Genomic DNA, 16244 nt, shown 5'->3' with positions numbered 1-16244 from the left:
CTGATTTCAACAATCGCTTGACTGCGGACATTTTTTATGGGCTGGTCTTTGCGTGTTGTTGGGGTTCAGCGGCCCAGCGCAGCGGCCACGAATTCCTCGGCCTTTTTCTCTGAGCGCATGGAGGCCACCACGGGGCGCAACTCCTGGATCTTGGCCTCCAATTCGGCCACCGATTTGCATTTTTCGAGCTGCAGCGCTAGAGGCTCGCATGCCGGGCCCAGCAGGTCTTCAAGGACCTTGGTGGCGCGCCGGGCGCTGGTGCGCAGATCCTGAACCGGTGCGGCCGCGGTGGCCGGGGTGTTGCCCGTTGTGGCGTGCGTGGGCGAGGGCGGCGCCACAGCCCCGGAAACCACCGATGCCAGCCCCAGGTCGACCAGCGCCTGGCCAATGCGCAAGGCCTCATCGAGGCTGCCACAGGCCTGGGCCAGGTCCTGCAGGCGTTTGCTGCCGTCCACCAGGATCAGGGTGGTACGTTCACGGGGAGGGAGTGCCCGGTCGCGGTGCTTGATCGCCTCGATCCCTTGATCTGTCTTTTTTAGGACGGTGTGCGCGTGCATGGGGCCCCTGCAAAAGTTGACGGTTGTCTCCACAAGCGGGCTGGCAGCGCACGCTCAGGCGCTTGGTGTGCACGGAGTCCGGTGGACTGCATGGGCGCACAGGCCCTGATCGGGGTTTTCCCTGCCCAAGGTCCAGTCGCTCCAGTGCGCTTGAAAGCCCGCTCATAAGGACGGCAGGCACTTTGTAAGTATCGGTTCAGTTTAACGCAAGCCTCTGTTGGTTTGGCGTCAGAGCAGAGTCAGTGCCTTCCCGAAGAATGACCTTGCCCGCCACTGTGCGGTCTTAAAAATCACCAGGAGACATAGACACCATGGCAACCATCCATCCCGCACCGCGGCCGATGTCGCCCGAAGAGCGCAAGGTCATCTTCGCATCGTCGCTCGGCACCGTTTTCGAGTGGTACGACTTTTACCTGTACGGCTCGCTCGCAGCCATCATCGCCAAGCAGTTCTTCAGCGGGCTGGATGCCGGATCGGCGTTCATCTTCGCGCTGCTGGCCTTCGCAGCGGGCTTCATCGTCCGTCCGTTCGGCGCGATTTTCTTCGGTCGCCTGGGCGACATGATCGGTCGCAAGTACACGTTCCTGGTCACCATCCTGATCATGGGTCTGTCCACCTTCATCGTGGGTATCTTGCCGACCTATGCCTCCATCGGTGTGGCGGCCCCCGTCATCCTGATCATCCTGCGCCTGCTGCAAGGCCTGGCGCTGGGTGGCGAGTACGGCGGCGCAGCCACCTATGTGGCCGAGCATGCTCCGCACGGCAAACGCGGCGCCTACACCGCCTGGATCCAGACCACGGCCACGCTGGGTCTGTTTCTGTCGCTGATGGTGATTCTGGGCACCCGTACCATGCTGGGCGAAGAAGCCTTTGCGGACTGGGGCTGGCGTGTTCCGTTCATCGTGTCGATCCTGCTGCTGGCCATCTCGGTCTGGATCCGTCTGTCGATGAATGAATCGCCTGCCTTCCAGAAGATGAAGGCCGAGGGCAAGACCTCCAAGGCCCCATTGACCGAGTCCTTCGGCCAGTGGAAGAACCTGAAGATCGTGATCCTGGCACTGGTAGGCTTGACCGCCGGCCAGGCCGTGGTGTGGTACTCGGGCCAGTTCTATGCGCTGTTCTTCCTGACACAAGCCCTGAAGGTCGATGGCGCCACCGCCAACATCTTTGTGGCCGTCTCGCTGCTGATCGGCACGCCGTTCTTCATCGTGTTCGGTTCGCTGTCGGACAAGATTGGCCGCAAGCCCATCATCCTGGCAGGCTGTCTGCTGGCCGCGCTGACGTACTTCCCTGTGTTCGGCGCACTGACCAAGGCGGCCAACCCTGCCCTGGCTGAAGCCCAGGCCAAGAACCAGGTGATCGTGACGGCAGACCCCAAGGAATGCTCGTTCCAGTTCAACCCCACCGGCACTTCCAAGTTCACCAGCTCGTGCGACATCGCCAAGCAGGTGCTGGCTGGCGCTTCGGTGAGCTATGACAACGCCGTCGCTGCCGCTGGTACGCCCGCCACGATCAAGATCGGTGACACGGTCATCGCCTCGTACACCAGCAAGGGCCTGCCCGCTGACGAAGCCAAGAAGAAAGATGGCGAGTTCAAGAAGGCTGTGGCCGATGCACTGAAGGCTGCGGGCTACCCCACCAAGGCAGATCCTGCCCGCATCGACAAGGTCATGGTCACCGTGATCCTGACCTACCTGGTGCTGCTGGTGACCATGGTGTACGGCCCTATTGCCGCCATGCTGGTCGAAATGTTCCCCACCCGCATCCGCTACACGTCGATGTCCCTGCCGTACCACATCGGTAACGGCTGGTTCGGCGGCCTGTTGCCCACCACGGCGTTCGCCATCGTGGCCCAGACCGGCAACATGTACAACGGCCTGTGGTACCCCATCATCATTGCCGGTGCCACGGTGGTGATCGGTGGCTTGTTCATCAAGGAAACCAAGGACGTGGACATCTACGCCAACGACTGATCGGTTCTGACCGGTGAACAGGGCCCGCCCCGCAAGGGTCGGGCCCTGTGTTCCATCAAGGGGCTTGTCCGCGCACCAGTACAACCCATAACCCTGGGGATGCTGTGCATGATTTGAGCGGTAAGTGTGCGCTGCGGAACGGGATGGGCTGCAAGGCGCAAAACGCAGCAATAGCCGTAGCTATTGCGAGGTTTTGCAACGCGGCAGACCGCCCGAGCCGCAGATGCATACGGCGCGACGAATCGTGCACAGCATCCCTAGCCAGGCCCCTTGATTGAACAAACCCATCCCAGGAGATATTGATATGTGGAAGATTGTTGTTGGCTTCGTCTTGTTTGCGGCGTTGTCGATGTACGTGATCATCACGGCGGGCGACAAGGCCGACATGGGTGGTGAAAAACACGGCGCAGATGCCGTGCATGCGCCCGAACCCGCTGCCAGTGCACCCGCAGCGGCGCCTGCGTCGGCACCTGCATCTGCGGCCAGCGCGCAGTAAGCCGCCGGGCTCCATCCCGAGCCCATCAAAAAAGCCTGCAGCCGAAAGGCCGCAGGCTTTTGTTTTGTGCGGGGCCGTCACGGTGGGCCGCACACTCCGCCCCTGCCGCTCCTCGCGCGGCGCAGGGCAAGAGCCCGCACAGCGCCTCAGTTTCTTAGGGCGTCATCGCTTGAAGCGCCCGTCACTTCCGATGATGGAAAGGTCGGCGAACACCAGACCGCTGTGGTCCGTGGGGCTGTAGCTCAGCTCCACGCCACCCAGGTCCCACTTCTTGATGCTCTCCAGGCCTGCGTGCAGTTTGGCGCGGTCCGGCTTGGTGCCCGCGCGTTTGATGCCTTCCAGCAGCACCTTGGCGCTGACGAAACCCTCCACCATCGCGGGCGTGAGATCGGAAATGTTCTTGGCGCGGGCCAGCTCCATGGCTTCCTTGACCACCGGATAGTTCACCGACCGCTCGGAGGGAAAGACCTGCGTGACCACAACCCCCCGGGCCTGGTCGCCCAGCAGTTTGACAAAGCCGCCCGAGGCATTGTTGGACAGTGTCACGATCTGCCCCGTGACCCCTGCAGCGCGCAGCGCCTTGATGCCGTCGACCACCGCCGCGCCCGTGCCGATGAAGACCACGGCCTGAGGCTGCTTTTGCGCCACACGCGGTGCAATCGCGCTGTAGTCGGGCTTGGCACGGTCAAATTTCTCGACAAAGAGGGCTTCCAGCTGGTTGGCCTTGAAGCCCAGCTGTGCACCTGCCAGGCCATCTGCGCCAAAGGTGTCGTCCACATGCACCACGCCAATGCGCTTGATGCCCAGGGTGTTGAGGTGGGTGATGGCCTTTTCCACCTCGCGCTGGTAGGGCGCGCGCACGTTGAAGATGAACCTGTGCACCGGCTGGTGGAGCACCATGGCGCCGGTGGAGGGGCCGACCAGCGGCACGCCGTGCTGCTCCAGCAGCGGCATGATGCCCTGGGTGTGGGGCGTGCCCCGTGTCATGAACAGCCCGATCACGCCTTTTTCCTCAATGAGAGTGCGGGTGTTTTCGAGGGTCAGCTTGGGGTCGAATTTGTCGTCTAGGGATATGACCTCCACCTTCTGCCCCGCGATACCGCCCCGGGCGTTGATGTGATCAATGTAGAGCGCCGCGCCCTGCATGGATTCGGCCACCGTGGCCGCTGCCGAGCCCGTGATGCCCACCGTCTGTCCAATGAGAATCTGTCCGTGGGCTGCGCCCACCATTGCGAAGATGGTGGCCAGGGTAGCGCCCCCGCGAAGCCAGTGTGTCAATCTCATGTTTGTCCCAAGATGCCTGTTTGTTGGAGGCGTCAATATAGATACAAACGGTGACAAATAAACTGTAGAAATACGTAGGCCCGGACGGAGCCGGGCCTGCGCAACCTATGGCCATCCGGGAGATGGCTCCTAGAGCCTGTTTGCGATCCCCTGCGAGATCGTAAACAGGCTCTTAGCGACGGAACCTGCCGTCCGTACCGATGATGGAGAGGTCGGCAAAGTCCAGGCCCGTGTGGTCGTCTGGCCCGTAGCTCACCTCCAGTCCGCCCAGGTCGAATTTCTTGATGCCTTCCAGGGCCGCGTGGATCTTGTCGCGGCTGGGTTTGGGGCCGGCGCGCTTGAGCCCTTCCACCAGCACCTTGGCGGCTGCAAAACCTTCGAGCATGGCGGGGCTGATCTCCTGCAAGCCCTTGGCCCGGGCCAGCTCCTGGGCTTCCTTGACCATGGCGTAGGTCACCGCGCGCTCATTGGGGTACACCTGGGTCACGATCACGCCGCGCGCATTGTTGCCCAGGCTCTTGATGAAGCCGCCCGAGGCATTGTTGGACAGCGTCACGATCTGTGCGGCAGAGCCTGCGGCGCGCAGCGCATTGCTGCCATCGACCACGGCAGAGCCGGAGGCGATCATCAGCACGGCCTGGGTGTCTGCCTTGGCCACCTTGGCCGCAACCGGGGCGAAATCAGGCTTGGCACGGTCAAACTTCTCCAGCACCACGGGTGTGAGCTTGGCCGCCGCCAGGCCCTTTTGCGCCCCCGCCACGCCATCGGCACCAAAGCTGTCGTCGGCATACACCACGGCAATGCGGGTAATGCCCATGGAGGCCAGGTGGGTCATGGCCTTTTCTGCCTCGCGCTGGTAGGTGGCGCGCACGTTGAAGACGTATTTGCGCACGGGCTGGTGCAGCACCATGGCGCCCGTGGAAGGGCCTACCAGTGCCACGCCGTGCTTTTCCAGCAGGGGAACGATGGCCTCCGTGTGGGGCGTGCCGCGTGTGAGGAACAGCGCTGACACATTGTTTTCTTCGATCAGCTTGCGCGCGTTTTCTGCGGCCAGCTTGGGGTCGAACTTGTCGTCCAGCGAGGTCAGTTCGATCTTCTGGCCGTTGACGCCGCCCTTGGCGTTGACCGCATCGATATAGAGGAGGGCGCCGTCGGTGGTTTCCTTCACGCCTGCCGCCACCTGCCCGGAGAAGCCGGCGGTTTGCCCGATCAGGATCTGGGCATGGCCAGCGCCGCACAGCGCGGCGGCCAGAGCGACTGCGGCTCCCCATTGTGTCCATTTGTACATGGTCGTCTCCTTGGATTGACTGGCTACTCTAGACAAATGTGCCCTGTTTGCGAACCGGCATAACCCGATGTTGTGACAGCACCTGTCAGCAGACCCGCAATCAAAGGGTATTGCGGCAAGGCCGGACGGGCGCCACTGCGGTGCCTAGAATGTTCCGCCTCACCCTCGAAAAAGACTGCCTCCATGACCCAGGGACTGATCCGTATCCGCGGCGCACGCCAGCACAACCTCAAGAACCTGGATCTGGACATCCGCACCGGCGAACTCACGGTGGTCACGGGGCCCAGCGGCTCGGGCAAATCCAGCCTGGTGTTTGACACGCTCTATGCCGAGGGCCAGCGCCGCTACGTGGAGACCTTCAGCGCCTACGCCCGCCAGTTCCTCGACCGCATGGACAAGCCCGCTGTGGACAAGGTCGAGGGCGTGCCGCCGGCCATCGCCATCGACCAGACCAACCCCGTGCGCTCCAGCCGCTCCACCGTGGGCACGATGACGGAGCTGAACGACCACCTGAAGCTGCTGTTCGCCCGTGCGGGCCAGTTGTTCGACAAGCAGACCGCGCAGCCGGTGCGCCATGACACGCCCGAGACCATCTACGCGGAGCTGGCCGCGCGCTGCGCTGCCGCCAGTGACCCCCGCATCGTGTTGACTTTCCCGGTCGAGTTGCCTGCCAACACCAGCGCGGAGCAGGTGGAGCAGTGGCTGTCCGCCAGTGGCTTCACCAAGGTGCAGGCCGAGCGCGAGGTGGCCACGCCCACCGGCCCGCGCAAGGTGCTGGATGTGGTGGCCGACCGGTTTCGTCTGGGCAATGCCGAGAAGGCGCGGGTGATCGAGGCCATCGAGGTCGCGCTCAAGCGCGGCACGGGGCGCTTGAATGTCTATCGGCTCTTGGACGAGAGCGAACCAGAGCTGTGGAGGTTTTCGACGGGCCTGCACTGCCCCGACAGCGACCTGCGCTACAGCGACCCCATCCCGTCGGCCTTCTCGTTCAACTCCGCCGTGGGCGCCTGCGACAGCTGCCGGGGCTTTGGCCGCGTGATCGGCGTGGACTACGGCCTCGTCATCCCCAACGACAAGCTCACGCTGCGCGCGGGCGCCATCAAGACCATCCAGACCCCCGCGTGGAAAGAAGCGCAGGACGACCTCATGCGCCATGCCGAAACGGCTGGTATCCCGCGTGACACCCCCTGGTACAAGCTGACCGACGACCAGAAAAAGTGGGTGATCGGCGGCGCCCCCGGCTACAAGGACGGGCAATGGAGCAAGCAGTGGTACGGCATCAAGCGCTTTTTTGAGTACCTGGAGAGCAAGGCCTACAAGATGCACATCCGCGTGCTCTTGTCCAAGTACCGCAGCTACACGCCATGCCCCACCTGCGCGGGTGCGCGGCTCAAGACCGAAAGCCTGCTCTGGCGCATCGGCCGCAAGGAGGATGCCGATGCGGTGCTGGAGCCTGGCAAACGGTTCATGCCTGAGGGGGTGCAATGGTCGCGCGAGCAACTGGAGGCCTTGCCCGGCCTATGCCTGCACGATCTGATGCTGCTGCCCGTTGATCGACTGCGCCAGTTCTTTGATCGCATGCAGCTACCGGTGGGCGACGACGCCAAGGGCGGCGACGCCCAAGCGCTCAAGCTGCTGCACGAAGAAATCACCACCCGCCTCAGGTACCTGTGCGACGTGGGCATTGGTTACCTCACGCTCGACCGGCAAAGCCGCACGCTGAGTGGCGGCGAGGTGCAGCGTATCAACCTCACCACGGCGCTGGGTACCAGCCTGGTCAACACGCTGTTCGTGCTGGACGAGCCCAGCATCGGCCTGCACCCGCGCGACATGCACCGCATCACCGAGGCCATGCTACGCCTGCGCGATGCGGGCAACACGCTGGTGGTGGTGGAGCACGACCCCGCCGTGATGCTGGCGGCTGACCGCATGATCGACATGGGCCCTGGCCCCGGCCGCTTGGGCGGGCAGATCGTGTTTGACGGCACCACGGCCGATTTGCGCAATGCCGACACGCTGACCGGCGCCTACCTGGGCGGCCGCAAACATGTGGGCTTTGGCTTCAAGCGCATGGTCACCGAATCCACGCCACGCCTCATCCTCGAAGGCGCGCGCGAGCACAACCTGCAGGATGTGACGGTGGAGTTCCCGCTGCAGCGGCTGGTCACCGTGACCGGTGTCAGTGGCTCGGGCAAGTCGAGCCTGATCCAGGACGTGCTGGCCCCCGCGCTGCTGCGCCACTTTGGCAAGGCCACGGACACGCCGGGCGCGCACGACCGCATGCTGGGCGCCGACCATTTGTCGGATGTCGTGTTTGTCGATCAATCCCCCATCGGAAAAACCGCTCGATCCAACCCCGTGAGCTACGTGGGCGCGTGGGACAGCATCCGCGAACTGTTTGCCGTGGCGCCGCTGTCGAAGCAGCGCAGCTACACGGCCAGCAAGTTCAGCTTCAACAGCGGCGATGGGCGCTGCCCGACCTGTGGCGGCTCGGGCTTTGAGCATGTGGAGATGCAGTTCCTGAGCGACGTGTATCTGCGCTGCCCGGACTGCGATGGCAAGCGCTACCGGCCCGAGATCCTGGAGATCACCATCGAGCGTGGTGGTCGGACGTTGAATGTGGCCGACGTGTTGGCTCTCACGGTGGCCGAGGCGGCCGACCTGTTTGCCAATGACCGTGATGTGATCCGCGCGCTGCAGCCTATCGTGGATGTAGGGCTCGAATACGTGGCGTTGGGCCAGCCCGTGCCGACCTTGTCAGGCGGCGAGGCGCAGCGCCTCAAGCTTGCAGGCTTTCTGGCGGAGGCTGCGCGCAGCGCATCCAAATCGCGCCAGTCCGTCGCCCGCAAAGGCACGCTGTTCTTGTTTGACGAGCCCACCACTGGCCTGCACTTTGACGACATTGCCAAGTTGATGCGCGCGCTGCGCAAGCTCATCGATGCGGGGCACTCGCTCATCGTCATCGAGCACAACCTGGACGTGATCCGCGCCAGCGACTGGCTCATCGACCTGGGCCCGGAAGGCGGCTACGCGGGCGGCCTCATCGTGGCCGAGGGCACGCCCGAGGACGTGCGTGCCCACGCCACCTCGCACACCGGGCAGGCGCTGCGCGACTACGAACTGGCGCTTGGCGTGGGCGGCCACTCGGTGCACGAAAAAGCTGCTGCGCTACGAAAATCAGAGCGCCTCGCGCATATGAATCAAGCGCCAGCGGCCAAAAACGCTATACAAATCGTCAACGCCAAGGAGCACAACCTCAAGAACCTGAGCGTGGACATTCCGCGTGGCAAGTTCAACGTGGTGACGGGCGTGAGCGGCTCGGGCAAGTCCACGCTCGCGTTTGACATTTTGTTCAACGAAGGCCAGCGGCGTTACCTCGAATCGCTCAACGCCTATGCCCGCAGCATCGTGCAGCCAGCCGGTCGGCCCGAGGTGGATGCCGTGTACGGCATCCCGCCCACTGTCGCCATCGAGCAGCGCCTCTCGCGCGGCGGTCGCAAGTCCACCGTGGGCACCACCACCGAGGTGTGGCACTTTCTGCGCCTGCTGTACGTCAAGCTGGGCACCCAGCACTGCACCAAAGACGGCGCAGCCGTGCAGCCGCAAACGCCCGAGAGCATCGCCGCGCAGTTGCTCACGCAGTTCCGTGGCCAGCACATCGGACTGCTCGCGCCGCTGGTGATGAACCGCAAGGGCGTCTACACCGAGCTGGCCGACTGGGCGCGCCCGCGCGGCTTTACGCATCTGCGCGTGGATGGCAACTTCCTGCCCACCACCAACTTCCCGCGCATCGACCGCTTCAAGGAGCACACCATTGAGCTGCCTGTTGCCAGCCTGGATGTGTCGCCCGAGAACGAAGCCCAGCTCCGCAAGGCGCTGGCCGACGCGCTCACGCACGGCAAGGGCGTGGTGCATGTGCTGAGCAGCATCGACACGCTGGCTGCGGCCATGGAGGGCGGCTTGCCCACGGCCGGTATTGGTCATCTGCAAGCCTTTTCGACCAAGCGTGCCTGCCCGGTGTGCGCCACCAGCTATGCCGAGCTGGACCCGCGCCTGTTCTCGTACAACAGCAAGCATGGCTGGTGCCCCGATTGCGTGGGCACCGGCGTCAAGCTCACCAAGGACCAGCGCAAGGTGTTTGACGACTCGGTACAAGACGACAAGGAAAAGGGCCGCGAGCAGACCTTTGCCGAGCCCGAGGTGGAAGATTTGCAGGACACCGCTTGCCCCACATGCCACGGCACGCGTCTGAACGCCACGGCCCGCGCTGTGAAGTTTGCAGGCGTGGGCATCACCGAAATCGCCGCGCTGTCGGTGACGGATGTGCGCCGCTGGATCGAGACCCTGCGCATCGAAGGCGGCATGACCCAGCGTGAAGGCGACATCGCCCGCGATCTGGTGCCCGAGATCCAGAGCCGCCTCGAATTCCTCGAAGAAGTGGGCCTGGGCTACCTCACGCTCGACCGGGGCGCGCCCACGCTCAGCGGTGGCGAGGCCCAGCGCATCCGCCTGGCCGCGCAGCTGGGCAGCAACCTGCAGGGCGTGTGCTACGTGCTCGACGAGCCCACCATTGGCCTGCATGCGCGCGACAACCAGATCCTGCTCAACGCCCTGCACAAGCTGGGTGACAAGGGCAACACGCTGGTGGTGGTGGAGCACGACGAAGACACCATCCGCCGCGCCGACCACATCATCGACATTGGCCCCAGCGCGGGCAAACGCGGCGGGCGCCTGGTGGCGCAAGGCAGCGTGGCCGACATCACGGGCGCCGAAGATTCGCAAACCGGCCGCTACCTGCTGCACGCCATGAAGCATCCGCTGCAGCTGCGCCGCAGCATGTCGGCCAGCGAGGTGAGTGCCGAAGCCACCGCAGCCTTTGCTCAGGCCGAGGCCGCGGCGCCCACCGGTCGCCAGAGCGCCGCCGTGAAGAAGCGCGCAGCGCAGGCTGCATCGCTGGCCGCTGATGCGCTCAACGAAGCCAAGGAGCGCGCAGCGATGCGCTGGCTCACCGTGCACGGCGCGCAATTGCACAACCTGCAGAACGTGACGGCCACCGTGCCGCTCCATCGTTTGGTGGCGGTGACGGGCGTGAGCGGCTCGGGCAAGTCCACGCTGGCGCGCGACGTGCTGTTGGCCAATGTGCAGGCCTGGGTGCAGCAGCGCAGCACCAAGGCAGGGCGCGATGCGATGGACGCCGGCAAGGCGCCGCCGCTGGTCGGGTGCACGGGCCTGTCGGGCTTCGAGAGCATTGACCGCGTGCTCGAAGTGGACCAGACACCGATTGGAAAAACCCCGCGTTCCTGCCCCGCCACCTACATCGGTTTTTGGGACACCATTCGCAAGCTGTTTGCCGAAACGCTGGAGGCCAAGGCACGCGGCTACGCCGCCGGGCGCTTTTCCTTCAACACCGGCGAAGGCCGCTGCCCCAGCTGCGAAGGTGCGGGCGTGCGCACGATCGAGATGAGCTTCCTGCCCGACGTGAAGGTGCCCTGCGAAACCTGCCACGGCGCGCGCTTCAACCCCGAAACGCTGGCCGTGACCTGGCGCGGCAAGAGCATTGGCGACGTGCTGCAGATGGAGGTGGATGAGGCCGTGGGCTTCTTCGCCACCATGCCCAGCATTGCGCACCCGTTGCAGCTCTTGCAGGATGTGGGCCTGGGCTACCTCACGCTGGGGCAACCGTCGCCCACACTTTCTGGCGGTGAAGCGCAGCGCATCAAGCTCGTGACCGAACTCACCAAGGTGCGCGACGAGGTGGGCCGCCGAGGGCAGAAGGCGCCGCACACGCTGTATGTGCTGGACGAGCCCACCGTGGGCCTGCACATGGCCGACGTCGACAAGCTCATCCGCGTGCTGCACCGCCTGGTCGATGGTGGCCACAGCGTGATCGTGATCGAGCACGACCTGGATGTGATCGCCGAGGCTGACTGGATCCTGGACCTGGGCCCGGAAGGTGGCAACGCAGGCGGGCGCATCGTGGCAGCCGCTACGCCCGAGGATGTGGTGGCGGCGGGCACACATACTGGAAAGGCGCTGGCGGCGGTGTTGGCGCGCTGAGATACGTGAGCGGCGCGGGCGGCAGGGGCAGGGTGGCGCCATGCCAGCCATTGGTTTGGCGCACACCCCTGTCGGCCCATGTCCTACGCACAACGCGGAACATGGCGCACGCGCTGCGCGGGGTGGGCTTCCTACGATGGGTTGCAGGGGATCGGCTCCCCACCTTCCATCCACATCTACGGACGCCCATCACCATGAACGCTTTTCATTTCCTCAAGACCTGTACTGCCCTTGCGGCTGCTTCTGTGCTGCTGGTCGCCTGCGGCGGCGGCAATGACGATGACCCAACACCCAGCAACGAACCCGGTGTGCTGACCGTGACCAGCGCTACGGTGGACGGTCTTAACGGTGTGTATGGCAACGGCACGTTGAACCTCACCGGCGTGGACAAGGAAAACCCCATCGGCTCGGTGCCCGAATTGTGTGCTTTCCGCTTTGACGGGGCCAACAAGGTGGGTTCTTCGGCCACCGCCTTTGGCGACATCCGGTATCGCCCCGATGCGACGGGCCTGCACCAGGTCTTCCTGACCTTTGATGGCAAGGAATACGCCAGCGGCGAGCCGACTGACACGGCGGTGGTACGCGAGAGCGACCAGGTGCGCTTCAGCGGAAAAACGCTGACAGCCACGGATGGCTCGAACGCCACCCTGCGCGTCACCGGCATCGTGCCCATGCGCCCGAACCGGCCGCTGGGCTGCTGATCCGGCGGCAGTTTCATTCCCTCTTTACTTGTCTCCCTCCCCGGTCCCTTCGACCGGTTTGGCCCCCGCTGTGATCGCAGCGGGGGCTTTTTTGTTGGGGCCTGTGGTCGTGCAGCCAGTCGCGCGGCGGTAATAGGGCCGCACAATGCACCGTGGAGCGCGGGGGGCATTTGCCGCTCGCGCATGTTCCCTTTGCACCCCCATGCCCGAACAACTGCCTGCTCACCCCACCGTGGTGTGGTTGCATCCCGCAGCACCTGCCAAACCCGCAGAAGGCGCACCCTGCAACGGCTGTGGGCTGTGCTGCCTGGCGGAGCCCTGCCCGCTGGGGATGCTGGTGTCACGGCGCCGCAAGGGGGCCTGCACGGCCCTGCGCTGGAGCGATGCTGACCAGCGCTATTGGTGTGGCATGGTGGCCGACCCCGGTGGTGTCACCGGCCTGTCCCATCCCTGGGCTGTGCGCGCACTGTCTGCGCTGGCCCGGCGCTGGATCGCATCGGGCGTGGGTTGTGATGCGCGGCTGGATGCGCAGGCCCCGCATCCCACGGATTCGTTGTGATGCGAGCGCTATGAATTTGATGGCGTTTGATGCTTTCTAGACGGGCGCTGCCAGCCTTCTTGATCCAGATTCAGCGTGAGAAGTCGTCCGCGTTGCGCCGGGCGGAAGAAATGCCCGTGCCAGCTTGCAGGGCCACAATGCACAGAAAATTGCCGAACTGCCAGCTACAGAGCCTGCCATGACCAAACTGGACGACACCGACCGCGAAATCCTCAGCATCCTGCGCGCCGACGCACGCACCCCCGTGGCCACGCTGGCGCAGAAGCTGCGTGTATCGCGCGGCACCGTTCAGAACCGCTTGCACAAGATGGAGGAGGGCGGTGTCATCGTCGGCTATACCGTGCGGCTGCGGCCCGATTCGGAGCCCCAGCGCATCCGTGCGTGGATGAGCATCGCGGTCGAGGGCAATGCGGCGCCCGCTGTCATCCATGCGCTGCGCGGTGAGCCCACGGTGGGCACCCTGCACACCACCAACGGCCGCTGGGACATCGTGGCGGAGGTGCGCGCCGAAAGCCTGGAGGCATTCGATGCGGCGCTGGGCCGCATCCGCCTCACGCCGGGCATTGCCAACACGGAAACCAGCCTGCTGCTGTCCACGTACAAAGTGTGACAAACGCCTGCGGTGTTGCGCGCTACCGGCGCGTTGCGGGAACCATCCTGCCCCAGCCGCGCTGCCGCCTTGGTGACAGAGGCTAGGGGGTTTCCTGCATGCCCCGCGCGAGGGGCTGCAGTCCAATGAGCGAATCTTTTGTCTTTCGTTTTGAGGAGCTTCGCCATGCAACGTCGCCAGATCATCCAATGGGGAGCCGCCAGCCTCGCCGCCCCCGCGTTCCTGGCGCAGGCCCAGAGCTTTCCCAACAAACCCATCAAGCTGATCATCGCCTTCCCGGCCGGCGGCCCCACCGACATCACCATGCGCGCGTTGGCTGACAACGCCAGCAAGATCCTCGGGCAGACCGTGATTGTCGAAAACAAGCCCGGCGCGGGCGGCACCTTGCCTGCCCAGGCGCTGCAGACCTCGCCTGCTGACGGTTACACCGTCGCGCAGATTCCGCTGGGCGTGTTCCGCCTCCCTTACACCACCAAGATCAACTGGGACCCGGTCAAAGACATCAGCTACGTGCTCAACGTCACCGGCTACGCGTTTGGCCTGGTGGTGCCCGCCGACTCGCCCCTCAAGACCTGGACGCACTTCGTGGCCTGGGCCAAGGCCAACCCTGGCAAGCTCAGCTATGGCTCCACAGGCACCATGACCAGCCCGCACCTGACGATGGAACTCATCGCCCAGCAGCTGGGCCTGGAGCTGCTGCACGTGCCCTACAAGGGGAGTGCCGACCTGATGCAATCCATCCTGGGCGGGCAGATCATGGCGGCGGCCGACTCCACCGGCTTTGCGCCGCAGGTGGAAGCGGGCAAGCTGCGCGTGCTCAACACCTGGGGCGCCGAGCGCTTGGCCAAGTTCCCCGACGCGCCCACGCTCAAGGAGCTGGGCCTGAACCTGGTGCAGAACTCGCCCTTTGGCATCGGCGCACCCAAGGGCACACCCGATGCGGTGGTCAAGCGCCTGCACGATGCCTTCAAGCAGGCCATGGAGCAGGAGAGCTATCGCACGGCCCTGGCGCGCTATGACATGGTGCCGATGTACATGAGCACGGCGGCGTACAAGAAGTTTGCGCAGGACACGTTCACGCGCGAGAAGGCGCTGGTAGAGAAACTGGGCTTGGCCAAACCCACCTGAGGCCATCCCTTCGGAGGGCGCAATGCGTTCCGTGTGATGATCCGCAGCATTGAACGGAACTCACACACGATATGGCATCCCCCTCCGACAGCATCAGCATGGCCCTGTTCTGCGACTTTGAAAACGTCGCCCTGGGCGTGCGCGATGCGCAGTACGAAAAGTTCGACATCAAGCCCATCCTGGAGCGCCTGCTGCTCAAGGGCTCCATCGTGGTCAAGAAGGCCTATTGCGACTGGGAGCGCTACAAGGGCTTCAAGGCCACCATGCACGAGGCGAATTTCGAGCTGATCGAAATCCCCCATGTGCGCCAGTCCGGCAAAAACTCGGCCGACATCCGCCTGGTGGTGGACGCGCTGGACCTCTGCTACACCAAGTCGCACGTCAACACCTTCGTCATCATCAGCGGCGACTCGGACTTTTCGCCGCTGGTGTCCAAGCTGCGCGAGAACAACAAGCAGGTGATCGGCGTGGGCGTGAAGCAGTCCACGTCCGATCTGCTGATTGCCAACTGCGACGAATTCATCTTCTATGACGACCTGGTGCGCGAGAACCAGCGTGCGCAGGCCCGCCGCCAGGCCCCAGGCAGCAACCCGCCGTCCGCGCCACGCCGCAGCCCCGAGGAGGAGCGCAGCCGCAAGGAAAGCCAGGACGCGCGCCGCACCCAGGGCGTGGAGCTGGCGGCCGAAACGTTTGAAGCCCTGCTGTCCGAGCGCGGCGACACCGGCAAGATCTGGGCCTCGGTGCTCAAGGAGGCCATCAAGCGCCGCAAGCCCGATTTCAGCGAAGGCCGCTACGGCTTTCGCACCTTTGGCAACCTGCTGGAGGAAGCGCAGGCGCGTGGGCTGCTGGAGTTTGGGCGCGATGAAAAATCGGGTGCGTATGTGTTCCGCAGCCACGGTGGGCCGACGGCCGCCGCCGCGCCCGCGCGGCCTGAAGGAGCCGGTGAGCGAGCCGGCCAGGGCGGCGCCACGCGGCACGACTTTCATGCGGTGGCAACGGCACCCGATCTGCGTTCTGACAGTGGCGAAGGGCAGGGCGCGCCGGGCCGCAGCCGCGGGCGCCGTGGTGAGGGCGCAGACCGCCCAGACACACGCTCCACGCAGCGCAGCGAGCCGCGCAATGACTCGAACCAGGAGCCACAGGCGTCCGAGCAGGCGGATGTGCCGTCAGAGCGCCCGGCCAGCCGCTATTTCAGCCAGCCGGTGGCCCACGAGGCCGGGCCATTGGAGCGGGTGATCGACAGCAGCCCTGAGCAGGATGCGCGCGCCGAAGCGTTGGATGGTTCCGAGGCCCCGGCAGCGCAGATACCTGCTGAGAACGATGGTGCCGAGCCTGCAGCCCCTCGCCGCAGCCGTGCCCGCAGTGGAGGAGGTGCCAAGCCAGCGGCCAGCGCCCCCAAGACTGCTGCCACGCCCCGAGCGCGTGGCGCGCGTGCCGTGGCGGATGCGGGCGGTGCTACAGGTGCCGAGGCATCGGCTTCTGCGGCCGAGGCACCAGCCGGTGAGGCACAAGGCGCGGCTCCCACCAAGGCGGCCGCTCCCCGTCCGCGCAGCCGGACCCGCAAGCCGGCCGCCAAACCCGCCGAGTAAGT

Annotated in this window: 11 protein-coding genes; 8 read left to right on the top strand and 3 right to left on the bottom strand. The window is 64.9% G+C overall.

Going from position 1 to position 16244, the window contains the following annotated elements; all coding sequences use genetic code 11:
• Positions 1–65: 65 nt before the first annotated feature.
• On the bottom strand, positions 66–557 hold the full coding sequence (locus ACSQ22_RS21185; protein ID WP_228896064.1) for a hypothetical protein: 492 nt from the start codon (positions 555–557) through the stop codon (positions 66–68).
• Positions 558–868: 311 nt separating this feature from the next.
• Between ACSQ22_RS21185 and ACSQ22_RS21180 the strand changes: the two genes are divergently transcribed.
• Together ACSQ22_RS21180 and ACSQ22_RS21175 are read left to right on the top strand one after the other, a co-directional pair.
• Positions 869–2530: an MFS transporter gene (locus tag ACSQ22_RS21180; protein WP_228896065.1), complete on the top strand. Its 1662-nt coding sequence runs from the start codon at positions 869–871 to the stop codon at positions 2528–2530.
• A gap of 304 nt (positions 2531–2834) precedes the next feature.
• On the top strand, positions 2835–3026 hold the full coding sequence (locus ACSQ22_RS21175; RefSeq protein ID WP_055393051.1) for a hypothetical protein: 192 nt from the start codon (positions 2835–2837) through the stop codon (positions 3024–3026).
• Between the two features lie 162 nt (positions 3027–3188).
• On the opposite strand, the gene ACSQ22_RS21170 is transcribed toward ACSQ22_RS21175, so the two are convergent.
• Together ACSQ22_RS21170 and ACSQ22_RS21165 are read right to left on the bottom strand one after the other, a co-directional pair.
• Positions 3189–4310, bottom strand: coding sequence for an ABC transporter substrate-binding protein (locus ACSQ22_RS21170; protein WP_436131468.1), 1122 nt, complete (start codon positions 4308–4310; stop codon positions 3189–3191).
• Between the two features lie 172 nt (positions 4311–4482).
• The gene (locus ACSQ22_RS21165) at positions 4483–5598 is read right to left on the bottom strand and encodes an ABC transporter substrate-binding protein (RefSeq protein WP_436131467.1); all 1116 of its coding nucleotides are present in this window, start codon (positions 5596–5598) and stop codon (positions 4483–4485) included.
• A gap of 183 nt (positions 5599–5781) precedes the next feature.
• Here ACSQ22_RS21165 and uvrA point away from each other — a divergent pair, with 183 nt between their 5' ends.
• From uvrA to ACSQ22_RS21135, 6 genes are all read left to right on the top strand, one after another.
• Complete coding sequence (uvrA, locus tag ACSQ22_RS21160) at positions 5782–11655, top strand: excinuclease ABC subunit UvrA (RefSeq protein ID WP_436131466.1); 5874 nt, start codon at positions 5782–5784, stop codon at positions 11653–11655.
• A gap of 194 nt (positions 11656–11849) precedes the next feature.
• Positions 11850–12356, top strand: coding sequence for a hypothetical protein (locus tag ACSQ22_RS21155; RefSeq protein ID WP_055393055.1), 507 nt, complete (start codon positions 11850–11852; stop codon positions 12354–12356).
• Positions 12357–12558: 202 nt separating this feature from the next.
• Positions 12559–12915 (top strand): hypothetical protein, encoded by a 357-nt coding sequence (locus tag ACSQ22_RS21150; protein ID WP_121421235.1) that lies wholly within the window; start codon positions 12559–12561, stop codon positions 12913–12915.
• Between the two features lie 178 nt (positions 12916–13093).
• Positions 13094–13525, top strand: a complete 432-nt coding sequence (locus tag ACSQ22_RS21145; protein ID WP_055393104.1) for an Lrp/AsnC family transcriptional regulator — start codon at positions 13094–13096, stop codon at positions 13523–13525.
• A gap of 165 nt (positions 13526–13690) precedes the next feature.
• The gene (locus ACSQ22_RS21140) at positions 13691–14653 is read left to right on the top strand and encodes a Bug family tripartite tricarboxylate transporter substrate binding protein (RefSeq protein ID WP_055393058.1); all 963 of its coding nucleotides are present in this window, start codon (positions 13691–13693) and stop codon (positions 14651–14653) included.
• 71 nt (positions 14654–14724) lie between these two features.
• Positions 14725–16242, top strand: coding sequence for an NYN domain-containing protein (locus ACSQ22_RS21135; protein WP_436131465.1), 1518 nt, complete (start codon positions 14725–14727; stop codon positions 16240–16242).
• The last annotated feature ends 2 nt before the right edge of the window (positions 16243–16244 follow it).

It is taken from the genome of Acidovorax sp. LjRoot38, assembly GCF_964252975.1.
GTDB classification, from domain to species: Bacteria; Pseudomonadota; Gammaproteobacteria; order Burkholderiales; family Burkholderiaceae_C; genus Acidovorax; species Acidovorax facilis.
This window is presented reverse-complemented; position numbering and strand designations above follow the sequence as displayed.

What these genes read in the sequence shown, in the direction of transcription:
- ACSQ22_RS21180 (WP_228896065.1), top strand. Translation starts at nt 869, where the DNA reads ATGGCAACCATCCATCCCGCACCGCGGCCGATGTCGCCCGAAGAGCGC.
- ACSQ22_RS21140 (WP_055393058.1), top strand. Translation starts at nt 13,691, where the DNA reads ATGCAACGTCGCCAGATCATCCAATGGGGAGCCGCCAGCCTCGCCGCC.
- ACSQ22_RS21150 (WP_121421235.1), top strand. Translation starts at nt 12,559, where the DNA reads ATGCCCGAACAACTGCCTGCTCACCCCACCGTGGTGTGGTTGCATCCC.
- ACSQ22_RS21185 (WP_228896064.1), bottom strand. Translation starts at nt 557, where the DNA reads ATGCACGCGCACACCGTCCTAAAAAAGACAGATCAAGGGATCGAGGCG.
- uvrA (WP_436131466.1), top strand. Translation starts at nt 5,782, where the DNA reads ATGACCCAGGGACTGATCCGTATCCGCGGCGCACGCCAGCACAACCTC.
- ACSQ22_RS21135 (WP_436131465.1), top strand. Translation starts at nt 14,725, where the DNA reads ATGGCATCCCCCTCCGACAGCATCAGCATGGCCCTGTTCTGCGACTTT.
- ACSQ22_RS21145 (WP_055393104.1), top strand. Translation starts at nt 13,094, where the DNA reads ATGACCAAACTGGACGACACCGACCGCGAAATCCTCAGCATCCTGCGC.
- ACSQ22_RS21155 (WP_055393055.1), top strand. Translation starts at nt 11,850, where the DNA reads ATGAACGCTTTTCATTTCCTCAAGACCTGTACTGCCCTTGCGGCTGCT.
- ACSQ22_RS21170 (WP_436131468.1), bottom strand. Translation starts at nt 4,310, where the DNA reads ATGAGATTGACACACTGGCTTCGCGGGGGCGCTACCCTGGCCACCATC.
- ACSQ22_RS21165 (WP_436131467.1), bottom strand. Translation starts at nt 5,598, where the DNA reads ATGTACAAATGGACACAATGGGGAGCCGCAGTCGCTCTGGCCGCCGCG.
- ACSQ22_RS21175 (WP_055393051.1), top strand. Translation starts at nt 2,835, where the DNA reads ATGTGGAAGATTGTTGTTGGCTTCGTCTTGTTTGCGGCGTTGTCGATG.